The sequence below is a fragment of the Amycolatopsis ponsaeliensis genome (genome assembly GCF_030182635.1).
In the GTDB taxonomy this organism is placed as follows: domain Bacteria; phylum Actinomycetota; class Actinomycetes; order Mycobacteriales; family Pseudonocardiaceae; genus Amycolatopsis; species Amycolatopsis ponsaeliensis.
Genome location: NZ_JAPZLD010000028.1, coordinates 65,110 through 88,774, shown reverse-complemented (window position 1 = coordinate 88,774; position 23,665 = coordinate 65,110). Strand labels below are relative to the sequence as shown.

The 23,665-nt window shown below is 72.7% G+C and carries 23 protein-coding genes; 14 read left to right on the top strand and 9 right to left on the bottom strand.

The window, feature by feature from the left end; all coding sequences use genetic code 11:
* The first annotated feature begins 4 nt into the window (after positions 1 to 4).
* The 4 genes from QQ657_RS34645 (at position 5) to QQ657_RS34630 (ending at position 3,033) form a co-directional block, all read left to right on the top strand.
* The gene (locus QQ657_RS34645; protein ID WP_284746524.1) at positions 5 to 205 is read left to right on the top strand and encodes a hypothetical protein; all 201 of its coding nucleotides are present in this window, start codon (positions 5 to 7) and stop codon (positions 203 to 205) included.
* Positions 206 to 680: 475 nt separating this feature from the next.
* Positions 681 to 1,952 carry a sensor histidine kinase gene (locus QQ657_RS34640; protein WP_284746523.1) on the top strand — a complete coding sequence of 424 codons (1,272 nt, stop codon included), beginning with the start codon at positions 681 to 683 and terminating at the stop codon, positions 1,950 to 1,952.
* Positions 1,953 to 1,961: 9 nt separating this feature from the next.
* Entirely contained in the window at positions 1,962 to 2,606 is a 645-nt protein-coding gene (locus QQ657_RS34635) for a response regulator transcription factor (RefSeq protein ID WP_284746522.1), read from the top strand.
* A 16-nt stretch (positions 2,607 to 2,622) separates the two neighbouring features.
* Positions 2,623 to 3,033, top strand: coding sequence for a YjbQ family protein (locus QQ657_RS34630; protein WP_284746521.1), 411 nt, complete (start codon positions 2,623 to 2,625; stop codon positions 3,031 to 3,033).
* Here the strand turns inward: QQ657_RS34630 and QQ657_RS34625 are convergent.
* Positions 2,971 to 3,975 (bottom strand): YhgE/Pip domain-containing protein, encoded by a 1,005-nt coding sequence (locus QQ657_RS34625; RefSeq protein ID WP_284746520.1) that lies wholly within the window; start codon positions 3,973 to 3,975, stop codon positions 2,971 to 2,973. The two genes, QQ657_RS34630 and QQ657_RS34625, sit on opposite strands and share 63 nt — an antisense overlap.
* Before the next feature lie 105 nt (positions 3,976 to 4,080).
* Between QQ657_RS34625 and QQ657_RS34620 the strand changes: the two genes are divergently transcribed.
* Both QQ657_RS34620 and QQ657_RS34615 read left to right on the top strand, forming a co-directional pair.
* A complete protein-coding gene (locus QQ657_RS34620) occupies positions 4,081 to 4,776 on the top strand; it encodes an HAD family hydrolase (RefSeq protein WP_284746519.1) in 696 nt (231 codons plus the stop codon).
* Positions 4,777 to 4,897: 121 nt separating this feature from the next.
* Entirely contained in the window at positions 4,898 to 7,012 is a 2,115-nt protein-coding gene (locus QQ657_RS34615) for a bifunctional lysylphosphatidylglycerol flippase/synthetase MprF (RefSeq protein WP_434056809.1), read from the top strand.
* A 1-nt stretch (position 7,013) separates the two neighbouring features.
* Here the strand turns inward: QQ657_RS34615 and QQ657_RS34610 are convergent, their stop codons facing one another.
* Together QQ657_RS34610 and QQ657_RS34605 are read right to left on the bottom strand one after the other, a co-directional pair.
* Positions 7,014 to 7,946 (bottom strand): DUF8017 domain-containing protein, encoded by a 933-nt coding sequence (locus tag QQ657_RS34610; RefSeq protein WP_284746518.1) that lies wholly within the window; start codon positions 7,944 to 7,946, stop codon positions 7,014 to 7,016.
* Positions 7,946 to 9,694: a proline--tRNA ligase gene (locus QQ657_RS34605; protein WP_284746517.1), complete on the bottom strand. Its 1,749-nt coding sequence runs from the start codon at positions 9,692 to 9,694 to the stop codon at positions 7,946 to 7,948. The genes QQ657_RS34610 and QQ657_RS34605 overlap by 1 nt, the downstream gene beginning before the upstream one ends.
* Positions 9,695 to 9,817: 123 nt before the next feature.
* Between QQ657_RS34605 and QQ657_RS34600 the strand changes: the two genes are divergently transcribed.
* Positions 9,818 to 10,171 (top strand): VOC family protein, encoded by a 354-nt coding sequence (locus tag QQ657_RS34600; RefSeq protein ID WP_284746516.1) that lies wholly within the window; start codon positions 9,818 to 9,820, stop codon positions 10,169 to 10,171.
* A 36-nt stretch (positions 10,172 to 10,207) separates the two neighbouring features.
* A complete protein-coding gene (locus tag QQ657_RS34595; RefSeq protein ID WP_284746515.1) occupies positions 10,208 to 11,110 on the top strand; it encodes a 2-hydroxyacid dehydrogenase in 903 nt (300 codons plus the stop codon).
* A 16-nt stretch (positions 11,111 to 11,126) separates the two neighbouring features.
* Here the strand turns inward: QQ657_RS34595 and QQ657_RS34590 are convergent, their stop codons facing one another.
* Positions 11,127 to 12,080, bottom strand: a complete 954-nt coding sequence (locus QQ657_RS34590) for a GNAT family N-acetyltransferase (protein WP_284746514.1) — start codon at positions 12,078 to 12,080, stop codon at positions 11,127 to 11,129.
* A 157-nt stretch (positions 12,081 to 12,237) separates the two neighbouring features.
* Between QQ657_RS34590 and yaaA the strand changes: the two genes are divergently transcribed.
* Positions 12,238 to 12,984 (top strand): peroxide stress protein YaaA, encoded by a 747-nt coding sequence (gene yaaA / locus QQ657_RS34585; RefSeq protein WP_284746513.1) that lies wholly within the window; start codon positions 12,238 to 12,240, stop codon positions 12,982 to 12,984.
* Between the two features lie 10 nt (positions 12,985 to 12,994).
* Here the strand turns inward: yaaA and QQ657_RS34580 are convergent, their stop codons facing one another.
* Positions 12,995 to 14,065, bottom strand: coding sequence for an NAD(P)/FAD-dependent oxidoreductase (locus tag QQ657_RS34580; RefSeq protein WP_284746512.1), 1,071 nt, complete (start codon positions 14,063 to 14,065; stop codon positions 12,995 to 12,997).
* A gap of 84 nt (positions 14,066 to 14,149) precedes the next feature.
* On the opposite strand from QQ657_RS34580, the gene QQ657_RS34575 reads away from it, so the two are divergent.
* Positions 14,150 to 14,704, top strand: coding sequence for a suppressor of fused domain protein (locus QQ657_RS34575; RefSeq protein ID WP_284746511.1), 555 nt, complete (start codon positions 14,150 to 14,152; stop codon positions 14,702 to 14,704).
* Here the strand turns inward: QQ657_RS34575 and QQ657_RS34570 are convergent.
* Both QQ657_RS34570 and QQ657_RS34565 read right to left on the bottom strand, forming a co-directional pair.
* A complete protein-coding gene (locus QQ657_RS34570; RefSeq protein ID WP_284746510.1) occupies positions 14,674 to 15,531 on the bottom strand; it encodes a LysR family transcriptional regulator in 858 nt (285 codons plus the stop codon). The two genes, QQ657_RS34575 and QQ657_RS34570, sit on opposite strands and share 31 nt — an antisense overlap.
* Position 15,532: 1 nt before the next feature.
* A complete protein-coding gene (locus QQ657_RS34565) occupies positions 15,533 to 15,988 on the bottom strand; it encodes a cytidine deaminase (RefSeq protein WP_284746509.1) in 456 nt (151 codons plus the stop codon).
* 99 nt (positions 15,989 to 16,087) lie between these two features.
* Between QQ657_RS34565 and QQ657_RS34560 the strand changes: the two genes are divergently transcribed.
* Positions 16,088 to 16,984, top strand: a complete 897-nt coding sequence (locus QQ657_RS34560; RefSeq protein ID WP_284746508.1) for an MBL fold metallo-hydrolase — start codon at positions 16,088 to 16,090, stop codon at positions 16,982 to 16,984.
* 81 nt (positions 16,985 to 17,065) lie between these two features.
* Here QQ657_RS34560 and QQ657_RS34555 read toward each other — a convergent pair whose 3' ends face one another.
* Positions 17,066 to 18,598: a phytoene desaturase family protein gene (locus QQ657_RS34555; protein ID WP_284746507.1), complete on the bottom strand. Its 1,533-nt coding sequence runs from the start codon at positions 18,596 to 18,598 to the stop codon at positions 17,066 to 17,068.
* 272 nt (positions 18,599 to 18,870) lie between these two features.
* On the opposite strand from QQ657_RS34555, the gene QQ657_RS34550 reads away from it, so the two are divergent.
* From QQ657_RS34550 to QQ657_RS34540, 3 genes are all read left to right on the top strand, one after another.
* A complete protein-coding gene (locus QQ657_RS34550; protein WP_284746506.1) occupies positions 18,871 to 19,857 on the top strand; it encodes a serine protein kinase RIO in 987 nt (328 codons plus the stop codon).
* Between the two features lie 326 nt (positions 19,858 to 20,183).
* Complete coding sequence (locus tag QQ657_RS34545; protein WP_284746505.1) at positions 20,184 to 21,782, top strand: DEAD/DEAH box helicase; 1,599 nt, start codon at positions 20,184 to 20,186, stop codon at positions 21,780 to 21,782.
* A gap of 96 nt (positions 21,783 to 21,878) precedes the next feature.
* Positions 21,879 to 23,054: an 8-amino-7-oxononanoate synthase gene (locus tag QQ657_RS34540; protein WP_284746504.1), complete on the top strand. Its 1,176-nt coding sequence runs from the start codon at positions 21,879 to 21,881 to the stop codon at positions 23,052 to 23,054.
* A gap of 170 nt (positions 23,055 to 23,224) precedes the next feature.
* Here QQ657_RS34540 and QQ657_RS34535 read toward each other — a convergent pair whose 3' ends face one another.
* Complete coding sequence (locus QQ657_RS34535; protein WP_284746503.1) at positions 23,225 to 23,659, bottom strand: GNAT family N-acetyltransferase; 435 nt, start codon at positions 23,657 to 23,659, stop codon at positions 23,225 to 23,227.
* Between the last annotated feature and the right edge of the window lie 6 nt (positions 23,660 to 23,665).

The window sequence follows — 23,665 nt, the reverse complement described above, 5'->3', positions numbered from 1 at the left end:
TGACATGGTGGGCCAGTTCGAACGCGACAAGGACACCCTGCAGGTGATCACCGAATCGGCCGCGACGCACGTGGGCAACATAGCCTCGATCATCACGGGCGCGATCCGCGACATCGCCCGCGAGACGGGCGACTGGCTGACGGACGTGATCGAGATGCGCGAAGCCGCGCAGAAGGCCCGGGACGACGACCCGGACAACGTTTAGCCCCTCTTCCATGGGCGGCCTCGGGTGCGTTTGGCGCGCCCGGGGCCGCCTTCGGTATGGGGACAACCGGGCCGCCGCTGTGTTTTCGGCACCGAAACTGTCGGTGCCGGCCGGTAGCGTGAAAGACGGGGGGCGCCCCTGCGGCCGCCGCTGAGCCGAGCCGGGCATCACGTGTGATTGAAGGGGCATCACGCGTGTCTGGCGGGGCTTCTCGCGTGATTGAAGGGGCATCACACGTGATTACCGAGCCGACACCCGTGATTGGGCAGCCGACACGGCGCCGACCCGGGTTCGTACCGTGTCGACCCTCCAATCACGCGAGTCGACTCCCCAATCACGCGAGCCGACCCTTCAGTCACGCGAGCCGACCTTCCCATCGCCTTGCCGGCCCGCCGCGTCGAAGGCGGGACACCCCGAGCGGGGCCTGGGGGAAAACCGGGTGGGCGCGCCCACCGAAGCGGGTGAGACTGGATCCGTGACCAGCCTCGACGTCCCCCGCCCCCACCCGCTGCGCCGCGTCTTCGGGCCGCTCGCCGCGCGCGACTTCTGGGCCGAATACGCCTGGCTGTGGCTCTCCGGTCCGCTGACCCTCTTCTCCCTGTTCAGCTTCCTCTTCGTGCTCGCCGTCGGCCTCGGGCTGACCCCCGTCCTGTTCGGGTTCCTCGTCCTCGCCGGCGCCATCTCCTACGTCCGCGGCCTCGGCGCCCTGCACCGCGGGCTCGCCAGAACGCTGCTCGGCGTCAGCGTGCCCGCCCCGCGCCGGCCCGAGCTCAAGCCCGGGCTGTGGGCATGGGTCCGGGCCCGCGTCGGCGACCCCGCCGGCTGGCGCACCGGCGGCTACCTGCTACTGCGTCTCCCGCTGACCTTCGCCGCGCTGCTCACGATGACCGCCGCGACGCTCTACGCGCTGGCCGCGACCCCCTTCGCCTTCTTCTGGTTCCCGCTCGGCGAACAGCACCTGCCGGTCTTCGACATCTACGCCGACAACTGGGCCGGTGCGCTCGCCTGGTCGGCGTCGGGGCTGCTGGTGCTCGTGGCGCTCCCGTGGGTGACGCACGCCTTCGTCTCCCTCGACCGGCTGCTCGTCGTCGGCCTGCTCGGCGCGCGTGAGCTCTCCGAACGCGTCCGGGACCTCGAGGCGAGCCGCGCGACGGCGGTCGAGGACGCCGCGCTGCGGCTCAGGCGCATCGAACGCGACCTGCACGACGGTGCGCAGGCCCAGCTCGTCGCACTCGCCATGAAGCTCGGGCTGGCCAAGGACGAGCTCGAAGACGTCGACCTTCCCCAGGTCAAGCAGCTGGTCACCGACGCACACACCAACGCGAAGCAGGCCCTGATCGAGCTGCGCGACCTCGCCCGCGGCATCCACCCCGCGGCCCTCGACGCCGGGCTCGACGTCGCGCTGGCCACCCTCGTCGCGACGTCCGGGATGGACGCGCGGGTCGCCGTCGACCTGCCGCGCCGCCCGCCGCCGTCGCTCGAGACCATCGTCTACTTCAGCGCCGCCGAACTGCTCACGAACGCCGCGAAGCACGGCGGGACGACGACGTACGTCGAAGTCACCGAAGAACGGGACGTCCTGTGGCTGCGGGTGCGTGACCGCGGCCGGGGCGGTGCCCGGCTCGTGCCGGGCGGCGGGCTGGCCGGGGTCGCCGAGCGGCTGCGGACCGTCGACGGCGAGCTGACCCTCGCGAGCCCGGCGGGCGGTCCGACCGAAGTGACCGCGCGGGTGCCGCTGCCCCGCTAGGGTCGCGGCATGCGGATCGTCATCGCGGAGGACTCGACCATCCTGCGCCAGGGCCTCGTCGAGCTGCTGACCTTCCGCGGCCACGAGGTCGTCGCCGCGGTGAAGGACGCCGACGCGCTGCGGGCCGCCGTCGAGGAGAACTCCCCCGACGTGTCCATTGTGGACATCCGGATGCCGCCGACGCACACCGACGAAGGCCTGCGGGCGGCGATCTCGCTGCGCCGCGAATCCCCGGGCCGCGCGATCCTGCTGTTCTCCCAGTACGTCGAGACGAAGTACGCGGCCCAGCTGCTGGCCGACCGCGCGGGCGGCGTCGGCTACCTGCTCAAGGACCGCGTCGCCGAGGTGTCGGACTTCCTCGACGCGCTGCGCCGGGTCTCCGACGGCGAGACAGTGCTCGACCCCGAGGTCGTCAGCCAGCTCTTCTCGGCGACGCGCCAGACCGACGCGCTCAGCGGGCTCACCCCGCGAGAGCGCGAAGTCCTGGGCCTGATGGCGGAGGGCCGGTCGAACTCCGCGATCGCCGCGAAGCTGTTCCTCTCGGCCGGATCGGTCGAAAAGTACGTGACGTCGATCTTCGGCAAGCTCGGCCTGCCACCGTCCGAAGGGGACAATCGCCGGGTGCTGGCGGTGCTGCGCTACCTGGAAACCTGAGCCTAGGCTGGAACCCATGTACTCCACCGAGATCGAGGTCCGCACCGGCGCCGAGGCCGTCGTCCACGACCTCACCCACGAGGCCGAGTCGTTCCTGCGCGACGCCGACGCGACCGACGGGCTGCTGCACGTCTGGGTCCCGCACGCCACCGCCGGGCTGGCGGTCCTCGAGACCGGGGCGGGCAGCGACGAGGACCTGCTGGCCGCGCTCGACCGGCTGCTCCCCCGCGACGACCGCTGGCGGCACCGGCACGGGAGCCCGGGTCACGGCCGTGACCACGTGCTCCCGGGGCTGGTGCCGCCCTACGCGACGATCCCGGTGCTCGGCGGGGTCCTCGCGCTGGGGACCTGGCAGTCGATCTGCCTAGTGGACACCAACCTCGACAACCCGGTCCGGAAGGTGCGGTTCAGCCTCCTCGCGGGCTGACCGGCCGGGCCAGAGCGCCAGTAGGAGACCCGCGGCCAGCAGCGCACCGAGCACCCAGACGCCGGTCGTGACGTCGGGCGCGCCCGGCACGCCCTGAAGCAGGCTTCGCAGGCCTTCGGTCGAGAAGCGGAACGGCGTCCACGACCACAGCAGCGTGCGGTAGGCCGGGTTGAGCAGCTCGGGCACCTGCCCGGCGACCGCGGGCGCGACCAGGTAGAGCGGGCCGAGGACGGCCATCGCGCGCAGCCCGAGCAGCCGCAGCAGACCCGCCTGCAGGGCCGCGAAGGCCGTCGCGGCGAGGAAGACGATCCCCAGGACGTCGAAGTTCAGCGGCAGCGCGGCGTCCCACAGCGCGAAGAACCCCGCCACAGCCGCCGTCACGAGCACTCCGGCGCCGACGACCTGCAGGAACCGCGCGCCGGCTCCGACCGTGCGGCCGGTGCGCTTGGCCAGCTGCGTCAACGCGAGACCCGCGACGAGCGCGCCGATCCAGGCCAGCGCGGACGCGGCCAGCGGCGCGGTCCTCCCGGCGGCGCTCACCGGGTGCAGCACCTCTTGTTTCGGTGCGCCGCCCAGCGCCGACGCCGCGCCGGTCAGTGCCTGCTGCGCGACCTGGGTACCCGACGGGTTGACCGCCCCCGACGTCACGACGGTCGCGGACGGCCCCGGCCCGAGCTCGAGCACGCCGTAGACCTTCTTGTCCTCCAGCAGCTTCCGCGCGTCGGCCGGGGACGCGACGGTCCATTCGAGCTGACCGCCGCCGTGCGCCGCGATGCGCTGGGCGATCTCCGGCGGCGCCGCGACCGCGACCGGGACGCCGTCCGGCGCGGCCGTGGCCTGCGCGCCGAAGGTGAGGAACCCGAGCACCACGGCCACCAGCGCACCGGCCACGGCGGCGACCAGGGCGAGCGCCCCGGCGGGGCGCCGGACAGGTCTGGTCATGACAGCCTCCAGTTATTCGTCGCTTGTTGAATTACTCGCCAAGGTACGACGGCTCCACCAAGAAGTCAACGCGTGTTGAATAGTGCCCCCGGTAACCTCGATCCCGTGACGAAGAAGCGGCTGGTGCTCTGGGACATCGACCACACGCTGGTGGACTTCGCCCGCCTGGGCGCGGCCTGGTACGCGACGGCGTTCACCGCCGCGACCGGGGCGACCCTGCGCGTCGAGCCGGTGTTCGGCGGGCGCACCGAACTGGCGACCACCACCGAGCTGCTCACCGCGAACGGCTTCGAACCCGCGCCGGACACGATCGAAGCGATGTTCAAGGCCCTGGTGGCGGAGTCGGAACGCGCCGCGCACCGCTTCGCGACCGAGGCCCACGCGCTGCCGGGCGCGGCCGAAGCGCTGACGGCGTTCGCCGGGGACGACGGCGTCGTCCAGACGCTCGTCACCGGCAACCTGCCGGAGATCTCGCGGCACAAGCTCGCGGCGTTCGGCCTGGACGAGCACCTCGACCTGGACATCGGCGGCTACGGCGCGCTCTCGGTGCACCGCCCCGACCTGGTCCCGCACGCGGTGACGCTGGCGGCGGCCAAGCACGGCACGCCGTTCGAGGCCGGCACGGTGGTCGTCATCGGGGACACGCCCAACGACGTCAAGGCCGCGCTGGCCCACGGCGCGCTCGCGATCGCGGTGACGACCGGGCTCTACGATGCCGACGAGCTGCGAGCGACCGGCGCGCACATCGTGCTGCCGGACCTCGCCGACACCGATGCCGTGCGGACCGCCGTGTTCAGCTGAAAGTCGTCTTCGTCGTCCTCGGGAGGGTGTCAACCCTCATCCGAAGGGACGACCCCTTAGGGGTCAATCTCCTTCCTTCGCCTGATGTGGCCGGAGACGGTGGTTCGCCACACTTCCGGGCATGACTGAAGCAGCGTCGGCGGCAGAGCTCGCCGGAGGGGGACGCATCCGCGCCACGGTCGCGGTGCTCAGGCAGCGCCTGCCGTTCACGAGCACCGTCGTGCTCGCGATGCTCGTGCTGGCCGTCGCGACGGGGGCGCTCTGGAACGCCGCCGAAGACCGCGCGGCCTACCCGTTCATCGCGTACGGACTGCCGTCGCTGGAGGCGGGCCGGTGGTGGACCATGCTCACCGGGCCGTTCTTCGCCGTCATTCCCTGGTACTACCTGCCGATGGTCGGCAGCTTCGCGCTCTTCGCCGGCTTCGCCGAATGGCAGCTGGGGACGCGGCGCGCGATGGCCGTGACCATCGGCGGCCAGTTCGTCTCGGTGCTCGTGGCGACGCAGTTCCTGGCGCTGTGCGGCAACTCCGGCTGGCTGTGGGCCGAGCGCATGGCGGGCAGCCTCGACGTCGGGTTCTCCGGCGGCGCGCTCGCCGCGGTCGCCGTCGCCAGCGCGACGCTGCGGCCGCCGTGGGCGCTGCGGCTGCGGGCCGGGCTCTGCGTGTACGCCGCGGTCGCGATCATCTACGTCGGCACGCTGGCCGACCTCGTGCACTTCTTCGCGCTGCTGGCGGCGATCCCGCTCGGCAACCGGCTCGTCGGCTCGCGGCGGATCCCTTCGGCGGGGCCGAACCTGCGGGAGTGGCGGCTGCTGACCGTCGCCGGCCTGCTGCTGCTCACCATCGCCGAGATCGTGATGTTCCTGGTGCCCGGCGAGGGCCCGTTCGGCTCCACCGAAGGGGTTTCGCTGTCGGCGCCGGAGCTGGCGGTGCTCGTGCTGATCGTGGTGCCGATGATCAACGGGCTGCGCAAGGGCAGGCGCGTCGCGTGGCGCTGGGCCATCGCGCTGTCGGCTTTCGTCACCCTGCAAGCCCTCGCCGCGGCCACGGTCTACGGACTGGCCGACGCGTTCGGCGCGGACTACGACACCACGGGCCTGCCGCTGTTCTTCGTGGACAATCTCTTGTGGACGGTCGAGCTGGGCGTCCTCATCGCCGCGCAGCACGCGTTCCGCGTCCCGTCGCGGCGACGGCTGCGGCGCCACGCGCAGGGTCCCGGGGCCGCGCTGGCCCGCACGCTGCTCGGGCACCACGGCGGCAGCACGCTGTCGTGGATGACGACCTGGCCGCGCAACACGTACTTCGTCCGCGAGGACGGCCGGTCCTACCTCGCCTACCGCCGGCACGCGGGGGTGGCCGTCGCGCTGGGCGACCCGATCGCGCCGGACGGCACGGCGGCGGCCACGGTCACCGAGTTCACCGCGATGTGCGAGAACACCGGCCTGGTGCCGTGCGTGTTCTCGGCGACGGAGGAGACGGTCGCGGCGACGGCCGAGCAGGGCTGGCAGCACGTCCAGGTCGCCGAGGACAACGTGCTCGACCTGGAGGGGCTGGAGTTCCGCGGCAAGGCGTGGCAGGACGTCCGGTCGGCGCTGAACAAGGCCGCCAAGCAGGACATCGACTTCCGGCTGGTCCGCTTGGCCGACCAGCCGGAGCCCATCCTCGCCCAGGTCCGGGCGCTGTCGGAGGAGTGGATGTCCGGCAAGGGAATGCCGGAGATGGGCTTCACCCTCGGCGGCCTCGACGAGGCGATGGACCCGGCGACGCGCGTCGGCCTGGCGGTGGACGCGGAGGGCACGGTCCACGGCGTGACCTCGTGGCTCCCGGTCCACACGGGCGCGGGCAAGGTGGGCGGCTGGACGCTGGACGTGATGCGCCGCAGCCCGCACGGTTTCCGCCCGGTGATGGAGTTCCTGATCGCGTCGGCATGCGTCCAGTTCCGCGCCGAGGGAGCGCGGTTCGTCTCGCTGTCGGGAGCACCCCTGGCCCGCACGAGCGACGAAGGCCCGGCGCGCACGGTCGACCGCGCGCTGGAGTCCCTGGGCCGGGTCATGGAGCCGTACTACGGATTCCGTTCCCTGCACGCGTTCAAGGCGAAGTTCCAGCCCCGGCACGTGCCGCTGTACCTGGCTTACCGCGACGAGGCGGACCTGCCGCGGATCGGGCTGGCGCTGAGCCGGGCCTATCTGCCGGACGTCCGGCTGCGCGAGCTGGCGAAGCTGGCCCGGAAGCGCTGAATCAGCGGTAGGTGGTCGGCGGCGGAGTGGTCGTGCTCCGGTCCGCCGCCGGCACGAACCGGTAGCTCTTCAGTATCCCCACCAGGTCCTCCCGGATCGTCGGCCCCGCGCGGTCGGCATCGGCGTACGCCACCACCACGCCCGACGCGCCCGAGCCGTTCCCGAAGCCCATCGCCGCCACCAGCGCGTGCTTCGCCACGCACTGGTCCTGGTCCGTCGGGACCACCTCGGCGACGACGATCCGCGCCGGCGCCTTCGAGCCGTCGGCCTTCGTGAGCTGGGCGTCCGTGCCCGCGTCCGCGGTCACCGCGGCGAGCGGACCGTTGTCCGGGCTGAACGCGCTCACCCCGAGGTCCGTCACCGCCTTGTGGGCCGCCGCGTCCGGGTCGGCGAGCGGCTCCGTCGTGACGCCCGCGCCGCCGAGGTCCGCGTGCTCGCAGAAGTTCTCGCCCAGGAACGCGCTCGTGATGAGGCGGATCCCCGGTACCGCGGCGGTCTTCTCCCAGCCGTGCAGCGTGCCGGGCTCGGGCTTCCACGCCGGCGGGACGTCGTAGGCGTACGAGCCGTCCCGGGCCGCGACCGACTGCCAGCCGCTCGTCACCGCGGGGACGACCGTCCGCGGCGCCGGTGTCTCCACCCGCGGCGGACGCGACGTCGGCGTCGACGACGTGTGGTGCGTCTTGCCCACGCCCAGCGCGTTCAGCACGCCCGCGATCAGCGCGATGAGCACGAGCCCGAGCCACGGCGCCCGCCGCCACTTCAGCGGCTTCGGCGCCGGGCGGATCCGCTTCGGCCGCGCCCTCGGCGGTTCGGGCGAAAGTGAGGGCGACGGCGGCGGCGCGTCCGCGGGTTCGTAGCCGCCGAACCCGCGGAGCGCCGCGTTGTCCTCGTACCCCGGCGTCGTGTCGTCCGAGCGCCGGGAGAACAGGCCCATCAGGACCGGACGAGCTTGACCAGGTGCTCGACGACGGCGTCGACCGCGATCTCCTCGCGCTCGCCCGTCCGCCGGTCCTTGACCTCGACGACGCCGTTGGCCAGGCCGCGCCCGACCACCAGGATGGTCGGCACGCCGACCAGCTCGGCGTCGGCGAACTTGACGCCCGGCGTGGCCTTGCGGTCGTCGAGGATGATCTCGAGACCGGCCGTGTCCAGCTCGGCGGCGATCTTCTCGGCGCCGGCACGCACCGCGTCGTCCTTGCCCGCGATGACGATGTGCACGTCGAACGGCGACACCTCGCGCGGCCAGATGATGCCGAGGTCGTCGTGGCTCTGCTCGGCGAGGACGCCGACCAGCCGCGAGACGCCGACGCCGTAGGACCCCATCGTGATCCGGATCGGCTTGGAGTCGGGGCCGAGCGCGTCGAGCTCGAACGCGTCCGCGTACTTGCGGCCGAGCTGGAAGATGTGCCCGATCTCGATGCCGCGCGCGGCGACCAGGGTGCCGTGGCCGTCCGGCGACGCGTCGCCCTCGCGGACCTCGGCGGCCTCGATGGTGCCGTCCGGGGTGAAGTCGCGGCCGGCCAGCAGGTCGACGACGTGGTGGTCGACCTTGTCGGCCCCGGTGACCCAGGCGGTGCCGGGCACGATCCGGGGGTCGGCGAGGTAGCGCACGCCGTTGTCCTGCAGGGCCTTCGGGCCGATGTAGCCCTTGACCAGGAACGGGTTCTTGGCGAAGTCGGCCTCGTCGAGCAGCACGACCTCGGCGGGCTCGAGCGACGCTTCGAGGCGCTTCATGTCCACTTCGCGGTCACCGGGGAGCGCGACGCAGACCAGCTCCCACTCCTTCGCACCGGGCTGACGCGCCTTGAGCATGACGTTCTTCAGCGTGTCCGCGGCGGTGAACTCGCGGCCGAGCCCGGCCGCGTTGAGGAAGTTCACCAGCGACTCGATGGTCGGCGTGTTCGGCGTGTGGTGCACCTGCGCCTCGGGCCGGCCTTCGACCGGCTGCGCGGCCGGCGCGGGCGTCACGACGGCTTCGACGTTCGCCGCGTAACCCGACTCCGTGCTGCGGACGTAGGTGTCTTCGCCCGTCTCGGCGACCGCGAGGAACTCCTCGGACGCCGAGCCGCCCATGGCCCCCGACGTCGCCTTGACCACGACGTATTCGAGGCCGAGGCGGTCGAACAGCTTCGTGTAGGCGGCGCGGTGGGCCTGGTAGGAGCGCTCCAGGCCCTCGTCGTCGAGGTCGAACGAGTACGAGTCCTTCATGACGAACTCGCGGCCGCGCAGGATGCCGGCGCGGGGGCGCGCTTCGTCGCGGTACTTCGTCTGGATCTGGTAGAGCGTGACGGGGTAGTCGCGGTAGGAGTTGAACTCCCCCTTGACCGTCAGCGTGAACAGCTCTTCGTGCGTCGGGCCGAGGAGGTAGTCGGCGCCCTTGCGGTCCTTCAGGCGGAACAGGCTGTCGCCGTACTCGGTCCAGCGGCCGGTCGCCTCGTAGGGCTCCTTCGGCAGCAGCGCGGGGAACTGGATCTCCTGCGCGCCGATGGCGTTCATCTCGTCGCGCACCACGGCCTCGATGCGGCGCAGCACGCGCAGGCCGAGCGGCAGCCACGAATACCCGCCCGGGGCGACCCGGCGGACGTAGCCGGCGCGTACCAGGAGCCGGTGGCTCGGTACCTCGGCGTCCGCCGGATCCTCGCGCAAGGTGCGAAGGAACAACGACGAAGTCCTGGTGATCACTGCGGGGCTCCCTGCTCCGGGCGGGTGTGAAAGTCCCGCTCAGGGTAGTCACTCCCCCGGCAGTGACTCCAACGGGTTACTCGACGGCCCGTTTTTGTCGGTGGTCGCCGCTAGCTTCGGGACATGGCGATCCACCTGGGCATGATCACGATCGACTGCGCCGATCCACGCGGTCTGGCGGCGTTCTGGACGGCGGCGCTGGGCACGACGGTGGCACAGGACTACGGCGGCGAGTTCCTCGTGCTGGCACCCCCGGAGGGCGGGCTGCCACTGGGCCTGCAGCGGGTGCCGGAGCCTCGCGCGGGCAAGAATCGGGTCCACGTCGACTTCGGCGGGGATGATCGCGGAGCGGAGGTGAAACGGCTGGTGGAGCTGGGTGCGAAGGAGGTGGCCGAGCATTCGGTACCGGGTTTGGCGTGGACCGTGCTGACCGATCCGGAGGGCAACGAGTTCTGCATCTCGGGAGGTGAGCACTAGCGGGTCGCGACGCGCGGCAACGGGTAGAAAGGCGGCATGAGCGCTCGCGTACTGCTGCCGTGGACCGACATCGAGGTGCCGGAAGGGGTCGAAGCCGCCTACTACGACGGCGTCGCGCCTCCCCCGGCCGAGCTGGACGACGTCGAGGTCTACGTGCTGCCCTACGACCGCGGGCCGGAGCCGCCGAAGCTCATCGAGGAGCTGCCGTCGCTGCGGGTGGTGCAGTCGCTGTCGGCCGGCGTCGAGACGCTGGTGCCGCTGCTGCCGGAGGGGGTGCGGCTGGCGAACGGGCGGGGGTTGCACGACCTGAGCGTCGCCGAGCACGCCCTCGCGCTGATCCACGCGGCGCAGCGCGACCTGCCGCGGTGGTTCGCGCAGCAGGCGCGCGGGGAGTGGACTCGCGAGCACACGCGGTCGCTCGCCGACAGCCGCGTGCTCCTGGTCGGCTACGGCTCGATCGGGCAGGCGATCGAGCGCCAGCTCCTCGCCGCGGAAGCGGTGGTCACGCGGGTGGCGAGCCGCGCGCGGCCGGACGACGGCGTCCACGGCGTCGACGAGCTGCCGGCGCTGCTGCCCGGGGCCGACATCGTGGTGCTGATCCTCCCGGACACCCCCGCGACGCGCGGCCTGCTCGACGCGAAGGCCCTCGCCGCCCTCCCCGACGACGCCCTGGTGGTGAACGTCGGCCGCGGCACGGCGATCGACACGGACGCTCTCCTGGCCGAGGCGCGCACCGGACGCCTGCGCGCGGGCCTCGACGTCGTGGACCCGGAGCCGCTGCCCGCCGACCATCCACTGTGGACGGTTCCGGGGGTGGTCATCACCCCGCACATCGCCGGCGGATCGGCGTCGTTCTACCCGCGCGCGAAGAAGCTGGCGGCGGAGCAGCTGCGGAGGTACGCGAAGGGTGAGGAGCTGCTCAACCTCGTGGAGCCGTGACGGCGGCGGCCCGGTTTCAGGACCGGACGTACACGTGCCATTCGTCGTCGACGCGATATCCGCACCGCTCGTAAACACCCAGGGCCCGGTGCGCGTTGTCGACGTCGACGTTCAGCGCCGACCGGTCGAACCCCGCCGCTTTCGCCGCCAGTAGCGTGTGTCCCAGCAACCCCGACGCGACGCCGCGGCCGCGCAGCACCGCCCGCGTTCCCACCCAGGTGGCGTAGTGCTCGCGGATGCCCGTCGCCGCGGCTTCGGACTCGTAGAAGTGGCTGAGGACGAACGCCAGGACCTTGTCGCCGTCGAGGACGAGGAACGACACCTCCGGGCGGAAGTCCTTGGAGCCGGTGACCAGGTGGTGCCAGGCCTCCGGCTCGTAGGCGGTGCTGCCCCAGTGCCCGGCGAAGGTGTCGTTGCGGGCGTCGAGCGCGGCGAGGTCGTACTTGAAGTCGAACGGCACCGCGGTGACGCCGTCGGGCAGCGGCGGCTGCGGCGGCAGGTCGGCGAGGCCGACGCGCATGTTCACCATCGTCCGCTGGTGCGTGAAGCCCGCGCCGGCGAGCACACCGGTGATCCAGCGCTCGTTCTGGTGCTGGCCGTGGTGCAGTTCGAACGGCGCGCCGGGGAAGGTGCGCTCGTTGACTTCGCGGCTCGTGCGCGTGAACCACTCGACCAGGTGAGCGCCGACGGCGGCCGTCCGGTACATCGGGTGCACCACCGACTGCAGCCGGATCATGTGCACCGGGTTCGCGGCGTCGCGGCGGCGGATCAGGCCGTAGCCGGCGAGCGTCCGGCCCGCCCACGCGCCGATGGTGGCCCGGGCCAGGTCGATGTTGGGCCCTTCGAGCTCCTCGCGGAGGTCTCCGTCGCTGAAGTGGTCACCGGTCCGGTCGACTTCCTCGGCCGCGGCGTACAGCCGGGTGAGCGCCGGGACGTCGTCGAGGGTCAACGGGCGCCAGGTCAGGTCCATGCCGGGAGGCTAGGCCGGACGGCGGCGTCCGCGCACCCCGTTTTGCCGATCCGGCCGGAAGCAGGCCGCCCCTCACTCGGCACGTGACCGTTGATGCGGAAACCTTCGGCCGTGGCTGTGGCCGGATCGGCAAAAGTCGCCACAGTAGTCTCGATGCGTGCTGGTGCTCCTTCCTCCTTCCGAGACCAAGGCCGACGGCGGCCGCGGCGGCCCGCTCGACCTCGACGCGCTGTCGTTCCCCGAGCTGAACCCGGCGCGCGCGAAGCTCCTCGACGCGCTCGTCGAGCTGGCCCGGGACGTCCCCGGCAGCGTCGCGGCGCTGGGTCTCACCGAGCGCCAGTCCGGCGAGGTGGCACGCAACGCGGAGCTGTTCGCGTCGCCGACGATGCCGGCGCTGCGCCGCTACACCGGTGTGCTGTACGACGCGCTCGACGTGAAGAGCCTCACGAAGGCGGGCCTGGAGAAGGCGCACCGGCGGCTGGCGGTGACGTCGTCCCTGTTCGGCGTCGTGTCGGCGACCGACCCGATTCCCGCGTACCGGCTTTCGGGTGGGAACTCGCTGCCGTCGCTGGGGACGGTCCGCGGGCACTGGAAGCCGGTGCTCGAACCGGTGTTGCAGCAGGTGGAGGGCCTGGTGGTGGACCTGCGCTCGGGCACGTACTCGGCGTTCGCGAAGCTGCGCCCGGACGCGGTGACGGTCCGCGTGGTGACGGAGAACGCCCACGGCGAGCGCGTGACGGTCAGCCACTTCAACAAGGCGTACAAGGGCCGCCTGGCACGCGAGCTGGTGACCACGCGGGCCGAACCGTCCACTGTGGACCAGCTGGTGAAGGTGATCAGGAAGGCCGGCCTGGTGGTGGAGCGCACGGGCGAGCACGCGCTGGAGCTGGTCACGGAGGGCTGAGGGCTCCCGTTCAGAAGCGGTCCGGGGCGAACGGCGTCAGGTCGAACCCCGGGTCCTCCCTCAGTGCGATCGCCGCGACCAGCTTCCCCGCGAACGGCGCGTTCGTCAGCCCGCCCGCGCCGAAGCCCGTCGACACCGCCAATCCCGGCCGGAGCGACCCCAGGATCGGCAGGCCGTCCGGGGTGCCCGGGCGGAAACCCACCCGCGTCTCCGCCAGCGTCGCGTCCGCCAGGCCCGGGGCCACCGTCAGCGCGTTGTCCAGCACCTCGCGCTGGCCCGCCGCCGTCACGCGGTAGTCGAAGCCGGCCTCCGCCTCGCGCGTCGCGCCCGCCACCACCCGGCCGCCGCCGAACGCCAGCAGGTAGTGGCTCGTGCGGGGCAGCACCACCGGCCACGCCGACGTGTCCGTGCCCGGTAGGTCGAAGTGGCTGATCTGGCCGCGGTGCGGCGTCACCGGCAGGTCGATCCCCAGCGGCGCCAGCAGTTCCCGGCTCCACGCGCCGGCCGCGACCACGACGCTGTCGGCCTCCAGAGGGCCCGACGCGCTCACGACCGTCCCGTCGGCCCGGAACGCGACCTCGCCTTCGACGAACTTCGCGCCCCGGCGCTCGGCCGCCGCCAGCAGGGCCCCGCGCAGCCGGTGGCCGTCGACGCGGCCCGCGCCCGCCAGGTGCACCGCGCCCAGCCCGGGCGCCAGCGCCGGGAACAGTTCGCGCGCCTGATCCGGGTCGAGCCGCCGGATTTCGCCGATTTCGGGCGCGTCCGCCGCCCGCGCGGTCAGCCGTTCGTGTACCTCGGCCAGCTCGCTTTCCTCGGCCGACACGACCATCCCGCCGACGACCTCGAACGACGAATCCTCGAGCTCGGCGGTGAACTCGCGGTAGTACCGGCCGGCGGCCGACGCGAGCGGGTACAGCGCGTCTTCCCAGCGCGACGTCCACGGGCTGACGATCCCGGCGCCGGCTTCGGTGGCCGTCCCCGGCCGGGCCGCGTCCGCCACGACCACCTCCGCGCCCCGGCCCGCCAGGTGCCAGGCCGTTGCCGCGCCGCCGATTCCGCTGCCGATCACGAGCACTCGCATGTCCCCCACCCTGCCCGATCGTGCCGCGCCCGGGCCACCGGGATTGCCCCGCACCCTCGACCGGCCGGTCGTATGCTGCGCGCCATGCCGAGCCGTGCCGAGCGGTATGTCGCCCATCTCGACACCCTGACCGGGAGCACCGAGCCCCGGTTGCAGCCGATCCCGTCGACCCACACCGGGCTCGACGACGTCATCGCGTTCGTCTACACCGACGAACCGGAGCCGAGATATCTGACCGGGGTGACCTACGGCCTGTCGCTGGCCGACCACGCCGAATGGCACGGCGTGAAACCGGAGCTGTGGATCAGCGTCCGGTCCGACGACCCGGTGTGGGCGCTGGCCATCGGCTACCTCGCCGAGCAGCTGCGGGGCACGTGCCCGTTCGTCTACGGCGACACCATCGACTTCGGCGAGCCGATCGCGCCCGAGTCCGCCATGACCGCGTTCGCCGTGTCCGCGCCCGCCGGCCTCGACGCGGACCAGTACACGCTGATCGACATCGGGGGCGCACCGATCAGCATCGCCGGCTGCTTCCCGGTGCACGACATCGAGCGGAAGTACATCCGTGAGCACGGCATCGACGCGTTCTGGCAGCTGGACTGGGACCTCTACGACGTCCGGCGCCCGCCGGTCGTCTGATACGCCGCCGTCGCGAGCCGCACGAACGACCGGACAAGCGGGCTCGCGTCCGTCCACGCGACGACCACCGGGTTCGGCGCCAGGCCGGCGAGCGGGACCACGGTCAGGTCGCCGGGCGGGCGGTGGCCGAGCGGCATCAGCCCGACGGTCCCGTTCCAGAGCACGGCCTGCAGGCACTCCTGGACGGCGCGCACCACCGGCCCTTCGCGCGGCTCGCCGCCGTGCCAGTACGACTGCCAGACCGGGTCGGTGCCGTCCGGGAACCGGAACCAGCGCCGGCCGGCCAGGTCGGCCAGCTCCAGGTGGTCGCGGCGGGCCAGCGGGTCGTCGGCGCGCAGCACCGCGCCGACCGGGTCTTCGCGCAGCCGGTGCACCGTCAGGCCGGTCTCGTCGAACGGCCCGCGGGTCAGCGCGACGTCGACGAGCCCGGCGCGCAACCCGCACGTCGGGTCGGTCAGGTCCGTGTCGCGGACGCGGACCTCGACGCCCGGGTGCTGCCGGCGGTAGGCGTCGGCGAGCCGCGTCGCGTCCGGGTCGGCGCTGTCGGCGAGGAGGCCGACGGTGATCGTCGCGGTGCCGGCCACGCGCGCCCTCGCCCGTTCGGCTTGCGCCAGCAGGGCACGCGCCTCCTCGAGCAGGGCCACGCCGGACGCGGTGAGCGTGACGCCCGCCGCCGAGCGCACCATCAGGACGGCGCCGACGTCGGCCTCCAGCTGCTTGATCGCCCGGCTCAGCGGCGGCTGGCTCATGTGCAGCCGCGCGGCGGCCCGGCCGAAGTGGAGCTCTTCGGCGACGGCCACGAAGTACCGCAGCGTGCGCAGCTCCATCTCAGCCCTGCTGCCCGGCCTGCTCGGCGGCATCGAAGGGCCAGACGTCGTCGGGGAAGACGCGCGCGAACCAGTGCGGCTGGACGTCCCGCAGCCGCAGGGCCCGCCACCGCCGCGGGTCCGCGGGCTCGGGCACGGCGACCTCGACGTCCGGGCCGTGGGCGAAGAGCCGTTCCTGGCAGACGCCGCAGGGCGCGAGGACCCAGTAGCCGCGGTCTTCGTCCGCGGCGGTCACGCAGACCGAGCCGGTCACGCTCCGCCCCAGCTTGAAGGCTTCGCAGATCGCGCCGGTTTCGTGGCACAGGCTGACGGCCTGGTTCGGGAAGTCCGGCGCGGTGCTCGTGAGCATCGTGCCGTCGTCGAGGCGCAGCGCCGCCGCCCCGGACCACGGCGTGCTCCCGAACCGGTTGCGCGCCAGCTCGATCGCCGCGTCCACGAGTTCCTGATCCACTGCCATGGCCGAACAGTAACCCCGGCCTGCGACGATGTCCGCCGGGTATCGGCGCCACGCAACCGGTCTTGGACGGCGCCGGTGTCCCGGCGGTGGAATCAGGACATGACCGATCTGACCGATCCCGCCGTGCGGGTGGCCGGCGCCCGGGAGCTCGCCCCGGACCTGCTGGTGATCCCGAACGACCGCGTCGACCTCGTGCCCAACATCGGCGTCATCGGCGGCACGGAGGCCGTCCTCGTCGTCGACACGGGCCTGGGCACCGCGAACGCGTCGGAGGTGCTCGCGTTCGCGACGTCGGTGGCCGCCGGCCGCCGCCTCTTCCTGACGACGACGCACTTCCACCCCGAACACGCCTACGGCGCGCAGGTGTTCGCCGGCTCTGCGACCTACCTGGTCAACCGCGGCCAGGCGGACGACCTGAGCACGAAGGGCGCGGGCTACCTCGAGATGTTCCGCGGCCTCGGCGAGGTGGTCGCGCGCCGGCTCGAGGGCGTCCGGGTGCCCACGCCCGACGTGGTCTACGACGGTTCCCACGACCTCGACCTGGGCGGCCGGACGGTCCGGCTCCGGCCCACCGGCCGCGGCCACACCACCGGTGACCAGGTCGTCGAGGTGCCGGACGCGGGCGTGCTGTTCACCGGCGACCTGGCCGAGACGGGGCAGTTCGCGATCCTCCCGTGGTTCCCGCCGCACGACACGGACGTGACCGGCGTGGGGTGGCTCGAGGTGCTGGACCGGCTGGCGCTCGACGCGCCCCGGGTGGTGGTGCCCGGGCACGGAGAGGTCGGTGGCGTTTCGGTGCTCACCGACGTCCGCGACTACCTGCGCGAGCTGCGGGACGAGACGTGGCGCAGGCGGGACTCGGGTCTCGGGGTGAGCGAGATCGCCGCCGAGGTCCGGGAGGTGCTGGTCGGGCGCCACCCGGAGTGGGCCGGGCAGGAGTGGATCGAGCCGGGGGTCGGGTGCCTGTGCGCTGAGCACGACGCCGCGCCCGCCTGACCGAGGAACCGCCTGGGCAGCCGGGCGGGTCGCGCTGCCGCAGGTGGCTCGCTGCGGCAGCCGGGTTCGCCGGTCCGGCCCTCAGTCCGCTCCCAGTACCGCCATCGCCGCGTTGTGGCCGGGGATGCCGCTGACACCACCTCCTCGCACCGCTCCAGCGCCGCACAGCAGCACGCGTTCGTGCGCCGTCTCCACTCCCCACTTGCCCGCCTGAGCCGGGTCCGTGGCGAACGGCCAGGCCAGGTCGCGGTGGAAGATGTGCCCCGCCGGCAGGCCCAGCTCGGCCTCCAGGTCGAGCGGGGTCTTCGCCTCCACGCAGGGCTTTCCGTCCGGCCCGGTCAGCAGGCAGTCCTCGATCGGCTCGGCCAGCACGCTGTTCAGCGAAGCCAGCGTCGCGCGCAACGCCGCCTCCCGCGCCTCTTCGTTGTGTCCTTCGAAGAGGCGCGCCGGCATGTGCAGGCCGAACAACGTCAGGGTCTGCACGCCCGCCGCGCGTTCGGCCGGGCCGAGGATCGACGGGTCCGTCAGCGAATGGCAGTAGATCTCGCAGGGCGGCAGCGTGGGGATCTTCCCCGCCGCCGCCTCGCGGTAGGCCGTTTCCAGCTGGGTGAACGTCTCGTTGACGTGGAACGTGCCGCCGAACGCCTCCGCCGGGTCGACGTGCGGGTCGCGCAGCTTCGGCAGCCGCGACAGCACCATGTTCACCTTCAACTGTGCGCCTTCCGGCCGCTCCGGTGGTTCCTCGCCCAGCAGCCGCGCCACCGTCGACGGCGCGACGTTCGCCAGCACGTGCCCGCCGCGCACGACGTGCTCGGCGTCGTCACGGCGGTAGCGCACCTCGCCGCCGGGGTCGATCGACAGCACCTCCGCCCCGGTCACGAGCCGCGCGCCCGCCGCGGCGGCGACCGCCGCGAGCGAGCCGGTGACCGCGCCCATGCCGCCGACCGGGACGTCCCAGTCGCCGGTTCCGTTGCCGATCACGTGGTAGAGCAGGCAGCGGTTCTGCCGCAGGTCCTCGTCGCCCGCCGCGGCGAACGTGCCGATCAGGGCGTCGGTGAGCACCACCCCGCGGACCAGGTCGTCGCCGAACCGCGACGTGAGCGTCTCGCCGATCGGCCGCTCGAACAGCAGCGACCACGCTTCGCCGTCGCCGAGCCGGTCGCGGAAGTCCACTTCGGACAGCAGCGGCTCGGTGAGCGTGCCGAAGGAGCGTTCGGCGACGCGCTCGGTCAGCTCGTAGAAGCGCTGCCACGCCGCGAAGTCCGATGTGGCCCCGGTGACCGCGCGGAAGGACGCCGCCGTCCGGCCGTCGTCGCCCGTGTCGACAAGGAGACCCGAGCCGCCCGTGGGCGTGTAGGACGACATCCGGCGCCGCTTCAGCCGCACGTCGAGGCCGAGGTCGGCCACGATCTTCTTCGGCAGCAGGCTGACCAGGTAGGAGTAGCGCGACAGCCGGACGTCAACGCCGTCGAACGCGCGGAACGACACGGCGGCGCCACCGGTCTCCCCGCGCCGTTCGAGCACGAGCACCGACCGGCCCGCCCGTGCCAGGTACGCGGCCGCCACCAGTCCGTTGTGACCGCCACCGACGACCACGACGTCGTAGGAATCCATCCACCCCTCCTCGGTGAGCCTGCCTCTTCATCGTGACCACGCGGGCGGGCCGAATTCAAGGAAAGCGCACGAACGGTCCTTTCGCGCTATTCGGTTGCGCGGCGCCGGATCGGTCCGGCAAGCTGAAGCACAACCGGCAGGGAGCCGGTGCGGAGAGAGCGGGAGGTGCCTGTCGTGATGGATGTCCGGGCCTTCTCGCGCCCTCACCCACCCGCCCCCCGAGGCTGACCACGCGCCCGGTGGGGCATCCCTGACCAAGGAGAAACCCACCAGTGCGCCAGCACGATTTCGACGACTTCGATCTCTTCGACGAACGCCCGTCCCACCGCCGCACGCGGTCCGAGGACGACACCCCGCGGGCTCGCCGGACCACCCGGTTCGACGACGAACCCGCACCCGCCCGCCGCGGGCGGCTCACCGAAGGCGAACGCGTCCGGCTCGCCAAGCTCCGCGACGACGCCTACACCGAAAACCAGCTGCCGGACGGCGCCGACCGCTGGTCCACCTGGGACGACGCCGAACACGGCCCGCTCCCCCGGCCCGGCTGGGTCGTCACCGAGCTCGCCGCCGTCGACACCGACCTCGGCGTCCTCAAAACCGGCAAGGAGGCCGACGTCCACCTGCTGCGGCGTGGCCTGCCCGGCACCCCCGGCACGCTGCTGGCCGCGAAGCGCTACCGCAGCGACGAACACAAGCTGTTCCACCGCGACGCGGGCTACCTCGAAGGACGGCGGATGCGCCGCTCCCGGGAGACCCGGGCGATGGCGCAGCGCAGCGCGTTCGGCCGCAACCTGATCGCCGAACAGTGGGCCGTCGCGGAGTTCGCCGCGTTGAGTCGCTTGTGGACGCTCGGCGCGCCCGTGCCGTACCCGGTGCAGCGCAACGGCACCGAGCTGCTCCTCGAGTTCCTCGGAGAGGACGACGGGACGGCCGCACCCCGGCTGGCCCAGGTGCGCCCGGAGCCGGACGAGCTCAAGGACCTGTGGTTCCAGGCCACCGCGGCGCTCGAGCTGCTCGCGTCGGAGGGGCTCGCGCACGGCGACCTCTCGGCGTACAACCTGCTCGTGCACCGCGGCCGGCTCGTGGTGATCGACCTGCCGCAGGTGGTCGACGTCGTCGCCAACCCCGGCGGCGTCGAGTTCCTCGCGCGGGACGTGCGCAACCTCGCCGGCTGGTTCCACGGCCGCGGCCTCGGGGAGCACGTCACGAACACCGATGAGCTGCTGGCGGAACTCGTTTCCGCCGCCGGGATCGGGTGAGCGCGCGGCGGCGTCGCGGATGTGGCACGGAACACGTCTGCGACGCCGCCCACAACCGGTTACCTCCATGCGGAGGACCAGGCCCCCCTCAGGTACTATCGATTCAGACCGCAACCGGCGGCGTGGATGAGTTGGTGTCCGTCGCCTCCAGAGCCACCGAATGGCTCGCGGTGATCCGCAACCCCCCAAGCGGCGCGCAGTGTCGGAATAGCGCAAGACACAGTGTGCCGGGTCCGTCCCTGTGAACGCCCACGCACACCATCTTGCCCTGCCTGCGCGCAGGGAGCCCGGGCCTCCTTGTGACGAACCACGTCCGAGAGGCATTTGTGACAGTCACGTTCAACTCTGGTCCCTCCTCGACGTCCGCGCACGCGGGCCGTCCCGACCGTCGGCCGCGTCAGCGCCCCGCCGGTGGCGACACGCTGCGTGATGACGCTGTCGAGACCGTGGCGACCAGGACCTTCGCCGAGCTGGGCCTGCCGGAGCCGCTGCTCCGCGCGCTGGCCGAGGCCGGCATCACCAGCCCCTTCCCGATCCAGTCCGCGACCATCCCGGACGCCCTGGCCGGCCGCGACGTGCTGGGCCGCGCCCAGACCGGTTCCGGCAAGACCCTCGCCTTCGGCCTGGCCATGCTGGCCCGGCTCGCCGACGGCAAGGCCCGCCCGAAGCGCCCCCGCGCGCTGATCCTCGTCCCGACCCGCGAGCTGGCCATGCAGGTGGCCGACTCGCTGACCCCGCTGGCCAAGTCGCTCGGCCTGTGGTGCCGCACGGCCGTCGGCGGCATGGCCTTCGCCCGTCAGGCCGACGCCCTTTCCCGTGGCGTCGACCTGCTGATCGCCACCCCGGGGCGGCTGTCGGACCACGTCCGGCAGGGCACCGCGCACCTGGGCGACTGCAACTTCATCGCGCTCGACGAGGCCGACCAGATGGCCGACATGGGCTTCATGCCGCAGGTCCGCGAGATCATGGACCTCACCCCGCCGGGTGGGCAGCGCCTGCTGTTCTCGGCGACGCTCGACGGTGACGTCAACCGCCTCGTGCGGCAGTACCTGAGCGACCCGGTCACGCACTCGGTCGCGCCGTCGACCGCGAGCGTGACGACCATGGACCACCACGTGCTCCAGGTGTCGCACCAGGACAAGCAGGACGTCATCACGCAGATCGGCGCCCGCGAGGGCCGCACGATCATGTTCGTGCGCACCAAGCACCACGTCGACCGCCTCGCCGAGCGGCTGCGCGAGCAGGGCGTGAACGCGGCGGCGCTGCACGGCGGCAAGACGCAGGGACAGCGCAACCGCGTCCTCGCCGACTTCAAGGAAGGCCACACCCCGGTGCTGGTCGCCACGGACGTCGCCGCGCGCGGCATCCACGTCGACGACATCTCGCTGGTGCTGCACGTCGACCCGGCGGCCGACCACAAGGACTACCTGCACCGCGCCGGCCGCACGGCCCGCGCCGGGGCGTCCGGGGTCGTCGTCACGGTGGTCACCAACGACCAGCGCCGCATGGTCAAGCGGATGACCGACCGGGCCGGCGTCCGCGCCGAGTCCACGATGGTCCGCCCGGGTGACGAAGCACTGACCCGCATCACCGGTGCCCGCGAGCCCAGCGGCGAGCCGGTCATCGAGCGTCGGCGCGAGACCCCGCGTCGTGGCGGCGGCGGTGGCTTCCGCGGCGACCGCGGCTTCGGCGGCTCGAGCCGCGGTGGTTACCGCGGTGGCAGCAGCAGCAGCCAGAGCGGCGAGCGCGGCGGCAGCGGCAGCTACGGCGGCGGCGACCGTGGTGGCGACCGCGGCGGTTACGGCCAGCGCTCCGGCGAGGGTCGTCCCGGCGGCTTCGGCGGCCGTGGCCGTCAGCCCCGCTCGGGCAACGGTGGTGGCTACGGCCGCCCGAGCCGTGGCCCGCGTCGCGGCTACGACAGCTGATCTCGTTTTCGGAAGCCCCGGACTTCGGTCCGGGGCTTCCGGCGTTTCCGGGCCCGCTTCCCGGTTGTGCCAGGCTCGGATGCGAGACTGCGGGATGTGACTACGCCGCCGACACTCCCGCCCGACGAGGTTTTCGACTGGCTCGACACCGAGGCGGAGAAGCGGGCGAACGCGGGGCTCGTGCGGCAGCTGCGGCCGCGTCCCGCCAAGGCGGACGAGCTGGACCTGGCCGGCAACGACTACCTCGGGCTGGCCCGCGACAAGCGCGTCGCCGGGGCCTCCGCCGCCGCCGCGTTGCGCTGGGGCGCCGGGTCGACCGGGTCACGGCTGGTCACCGGGTCGACCGAGCTGCACACCGAGCTGGAGCTGGAGCTCGCCCGGTTCTGCGGCGTGCAGGCGGCGCTGGTGTTCTCGTCCGGCTTCACCGCGAACCTCGGCGCGGTGACGGCGCTGTCGGGGTCCGAGTCCGCGATCGTCACCGACAAGTACATCCACGCGTCGCTGATCGAGGGCTGCCGGCTCTCGCGGGCCGACGTCGCCGCGGTCGCGCACGCGACGCCGTCGGCGATCAAGAACGCGCTGGCGACCCGCCGCAAGCCGCGGGCGCTGGTGGTGACGGATTCGGTGTTCTCGGTCGACGGCGACCTCGCCCCGCTCGCCGAGCTGGCCGGGATCTGCCGTTCGCATGGTGCAGCGATGGTGGTCGACGACGCGCACGGCTTCGGCATCCTCGGCGACGGCGGTCGCGGCGCGGTCCACGCGGCCGGGCTGGCGGGCGCACCCGACGTCGTCACGACGTTGACGCTGTCGAAGTCCCTCGGCGCCCAGGGCGGGGCGGTGCTGGGGCCGCGTCGCGTGATCAAGCACCTCATCGACACGGCGCGCAGCTTCATCTTCGACACCGCTCTGGCGCCCGCGAGTGCCGCGGCCGCGTTGGCCGCGCTGCACGCGCTGAAGGAGGAGCCGGGGCTGGCGGAGAAGGTGCTCGAGAACGCGGGCAACCTGGCGATGTCGTTGAAGGCGGCCGGGCTGACGGTGAGCCTGCCGGACGCGGCCGTGATCTCGGTTCAGGCGCCGTCCGCGGAGGCGGCCGTCGCGTGGGCGGCGGCGTGCGCGGAGCAGGGCATCCGCGTCGGGTGCTTCCGGCCGCCGTCGGTGCCGGACGGCATTTCGCGGCTGCGGCTGACCGCGCGGGCCGACCTCACCGAGTCCGATGTGGATCGCGCGGTGAAGGTGATCACGGCGACGGCACCCCGGGGTGCGACCGCCTGAGCCGCACCCGGACGGTCGGTTCGCGTGATCGGGGGCCGGTCTCGCGTGATTCTGGGCGGGACTCGCGTGATTGAAGGCGGGACTCGCGTGATTGGGCGGGTTTCTCGTGTGATCAGGGAGGCATCTCGCGTGATTGGAGGGGCATCACGCGTGATTGGGGGGTCGACACGTTACTGCGGGAGGCGGCGCATGCGGATGTGCGGGATTCCGTCTTCGTCGGTGTATTCCGTGCCTTCCGCGATGAAGCCGTAGCGCGCGTAGAAGCCCTGGACGTACGTTTGCGCGTCCAGGACGTACTCGCCGGGGGTGGTGAGGGCCGCGTCCATCAAGCGCGCGGCCAAGCCGCGGCCGCGGGCCGAGGCCGCCGTCGCCACCCGGCCGATGCGGCGGACGCCACCCGGGTCGGCGAGCACCCGCAGGTAGGACAGCACACCACCGGGGTCCGAGAACCACAGGTGGCGGGTGTCCGGCTGCAGGTCACGGCCGTCGAGCTCGGGGTACGCCGCCTTCTGCTCCACCACGAACACGTCCACGCGCAGGCGGAGGATGTCGTGCAGCTGGGCGGCGGTCAGCTCGGGTCCGGTCGCGTCGTGCAGGGTCGGCATGCCCCC

Bases quoted from the DNA above. Each gene is read 5' to 3' on its own strand.
- QQ657_RS34570 (WP_284746510.1), bottom strand. From the start codon at position 15,531: ATGGAGCTGCGCACGCTGCGGTACTTCGTGGCCGTCGCCGAAGAGCTC.
- QQ657_RS34575 (WP_284746511.1), top strand. From the start codon at position 14,150: ATGCCGAGCCGTGCCGAGCGGTATGTCGCCCATCTCGACACCCTGACC.
- QQ657_RS34630 (WP_284746521.1), top strand. From the start codon at position 2,623: ATGTACTCCACCGAGATCGAGGTCCGCACCGGCGCCGAGGCCGTCGTC.
- QQ657_RS34635 (WP_284746522.1), top strand. From the start codon at position 1,962: ATGCGGATCGTCATCGCGGAGGACTCGACCATCCTGCGCCAGGGCCTC.
- QQ657_RS34645 (WP_284746524.1), top strand. From the start codon at position 5: ATGGTGGGCCAGTTCGAACGCGACAAGGACACCCTGCAGGTGATCACC.
- QQ657_RS34560 (WP_284746508.1), top strand. From the start codon at position 16,088: ATGACCGATCTGACCGATCCCGCCGTGCGGGTGGCCGGCGCCCGGGAG.
- QQ657_RS34595 (WP_284746515.1), top strand. From the start codon at position 10,208: ATGAGCGCTCGCGTACTGCTGCCGTGGACCGACATCGAGGTGCCGGAA.
- QQ657_RS34615 (WP_434056809.1), top strand. From the start codon at position 4,898: ATGACTGAAGCAGCGTCGGCGGCAGAGCTCGCCGGAGGGGGACGCATC.
- QQ657_RS34625 (WP_284746520.1), bottom strand. From the start codon at position 3,975: ATGACCAGACCTGTCCGGCGCCCCGCCGGGGCGCTCGCCCTGGTCGCC.
- QQ657_RS34600 (WP_284746516.1), top strand. From the start codon at position 9,818: ATGGCGATCCACCTGGGCATGATCACGATCGACTGCGCCGATCCACGC.
- QQ657_RS34555 (WP_284746507.1), bottom strand. From the start codon at position 18,598: ATGGATTCCTACGACGTCGTGGTCGTCGGTGGCGGTCACAACGGACTG.
- QQ657_RS34565 (WP_284746509.1), bottom strand. From the start codon at position 15,988: ATGGCAGTGGATCAGGAACTCGTGGACGCGGCGATCGAGCTGGCGCGC.
- QQ657_RS34580 (WP_284746512.1), bottom strand. From the start codon at position 14,065: ATGCGAGTGCTCGTGATCGGCAGCGGAATCGGCGGCGCGGCAACGGCC.
- QQ657_RS34535 (WP_284746503.1), bottom strand. From the start codon at position 23,659: ATGCCGACCCTGCACGACGCGACCGGACCCGAGCTGACCGCCGCCCAG.
- QQ657_RS34610 (WP_284746518.1), bottom strand. From the start codon at position 7,946: ATGGGCCTGTTCTCCCGGCGCTCGGACGACACGACGCCGGGGTACGAG.
- QQ657_RS34590 (WP_284746514.1), bottom strand. From the start codon at position 12,080: ATGGACCTGACCTGGCGCCCGTTGACCCTCGACGACGTCCCGGCGCTC.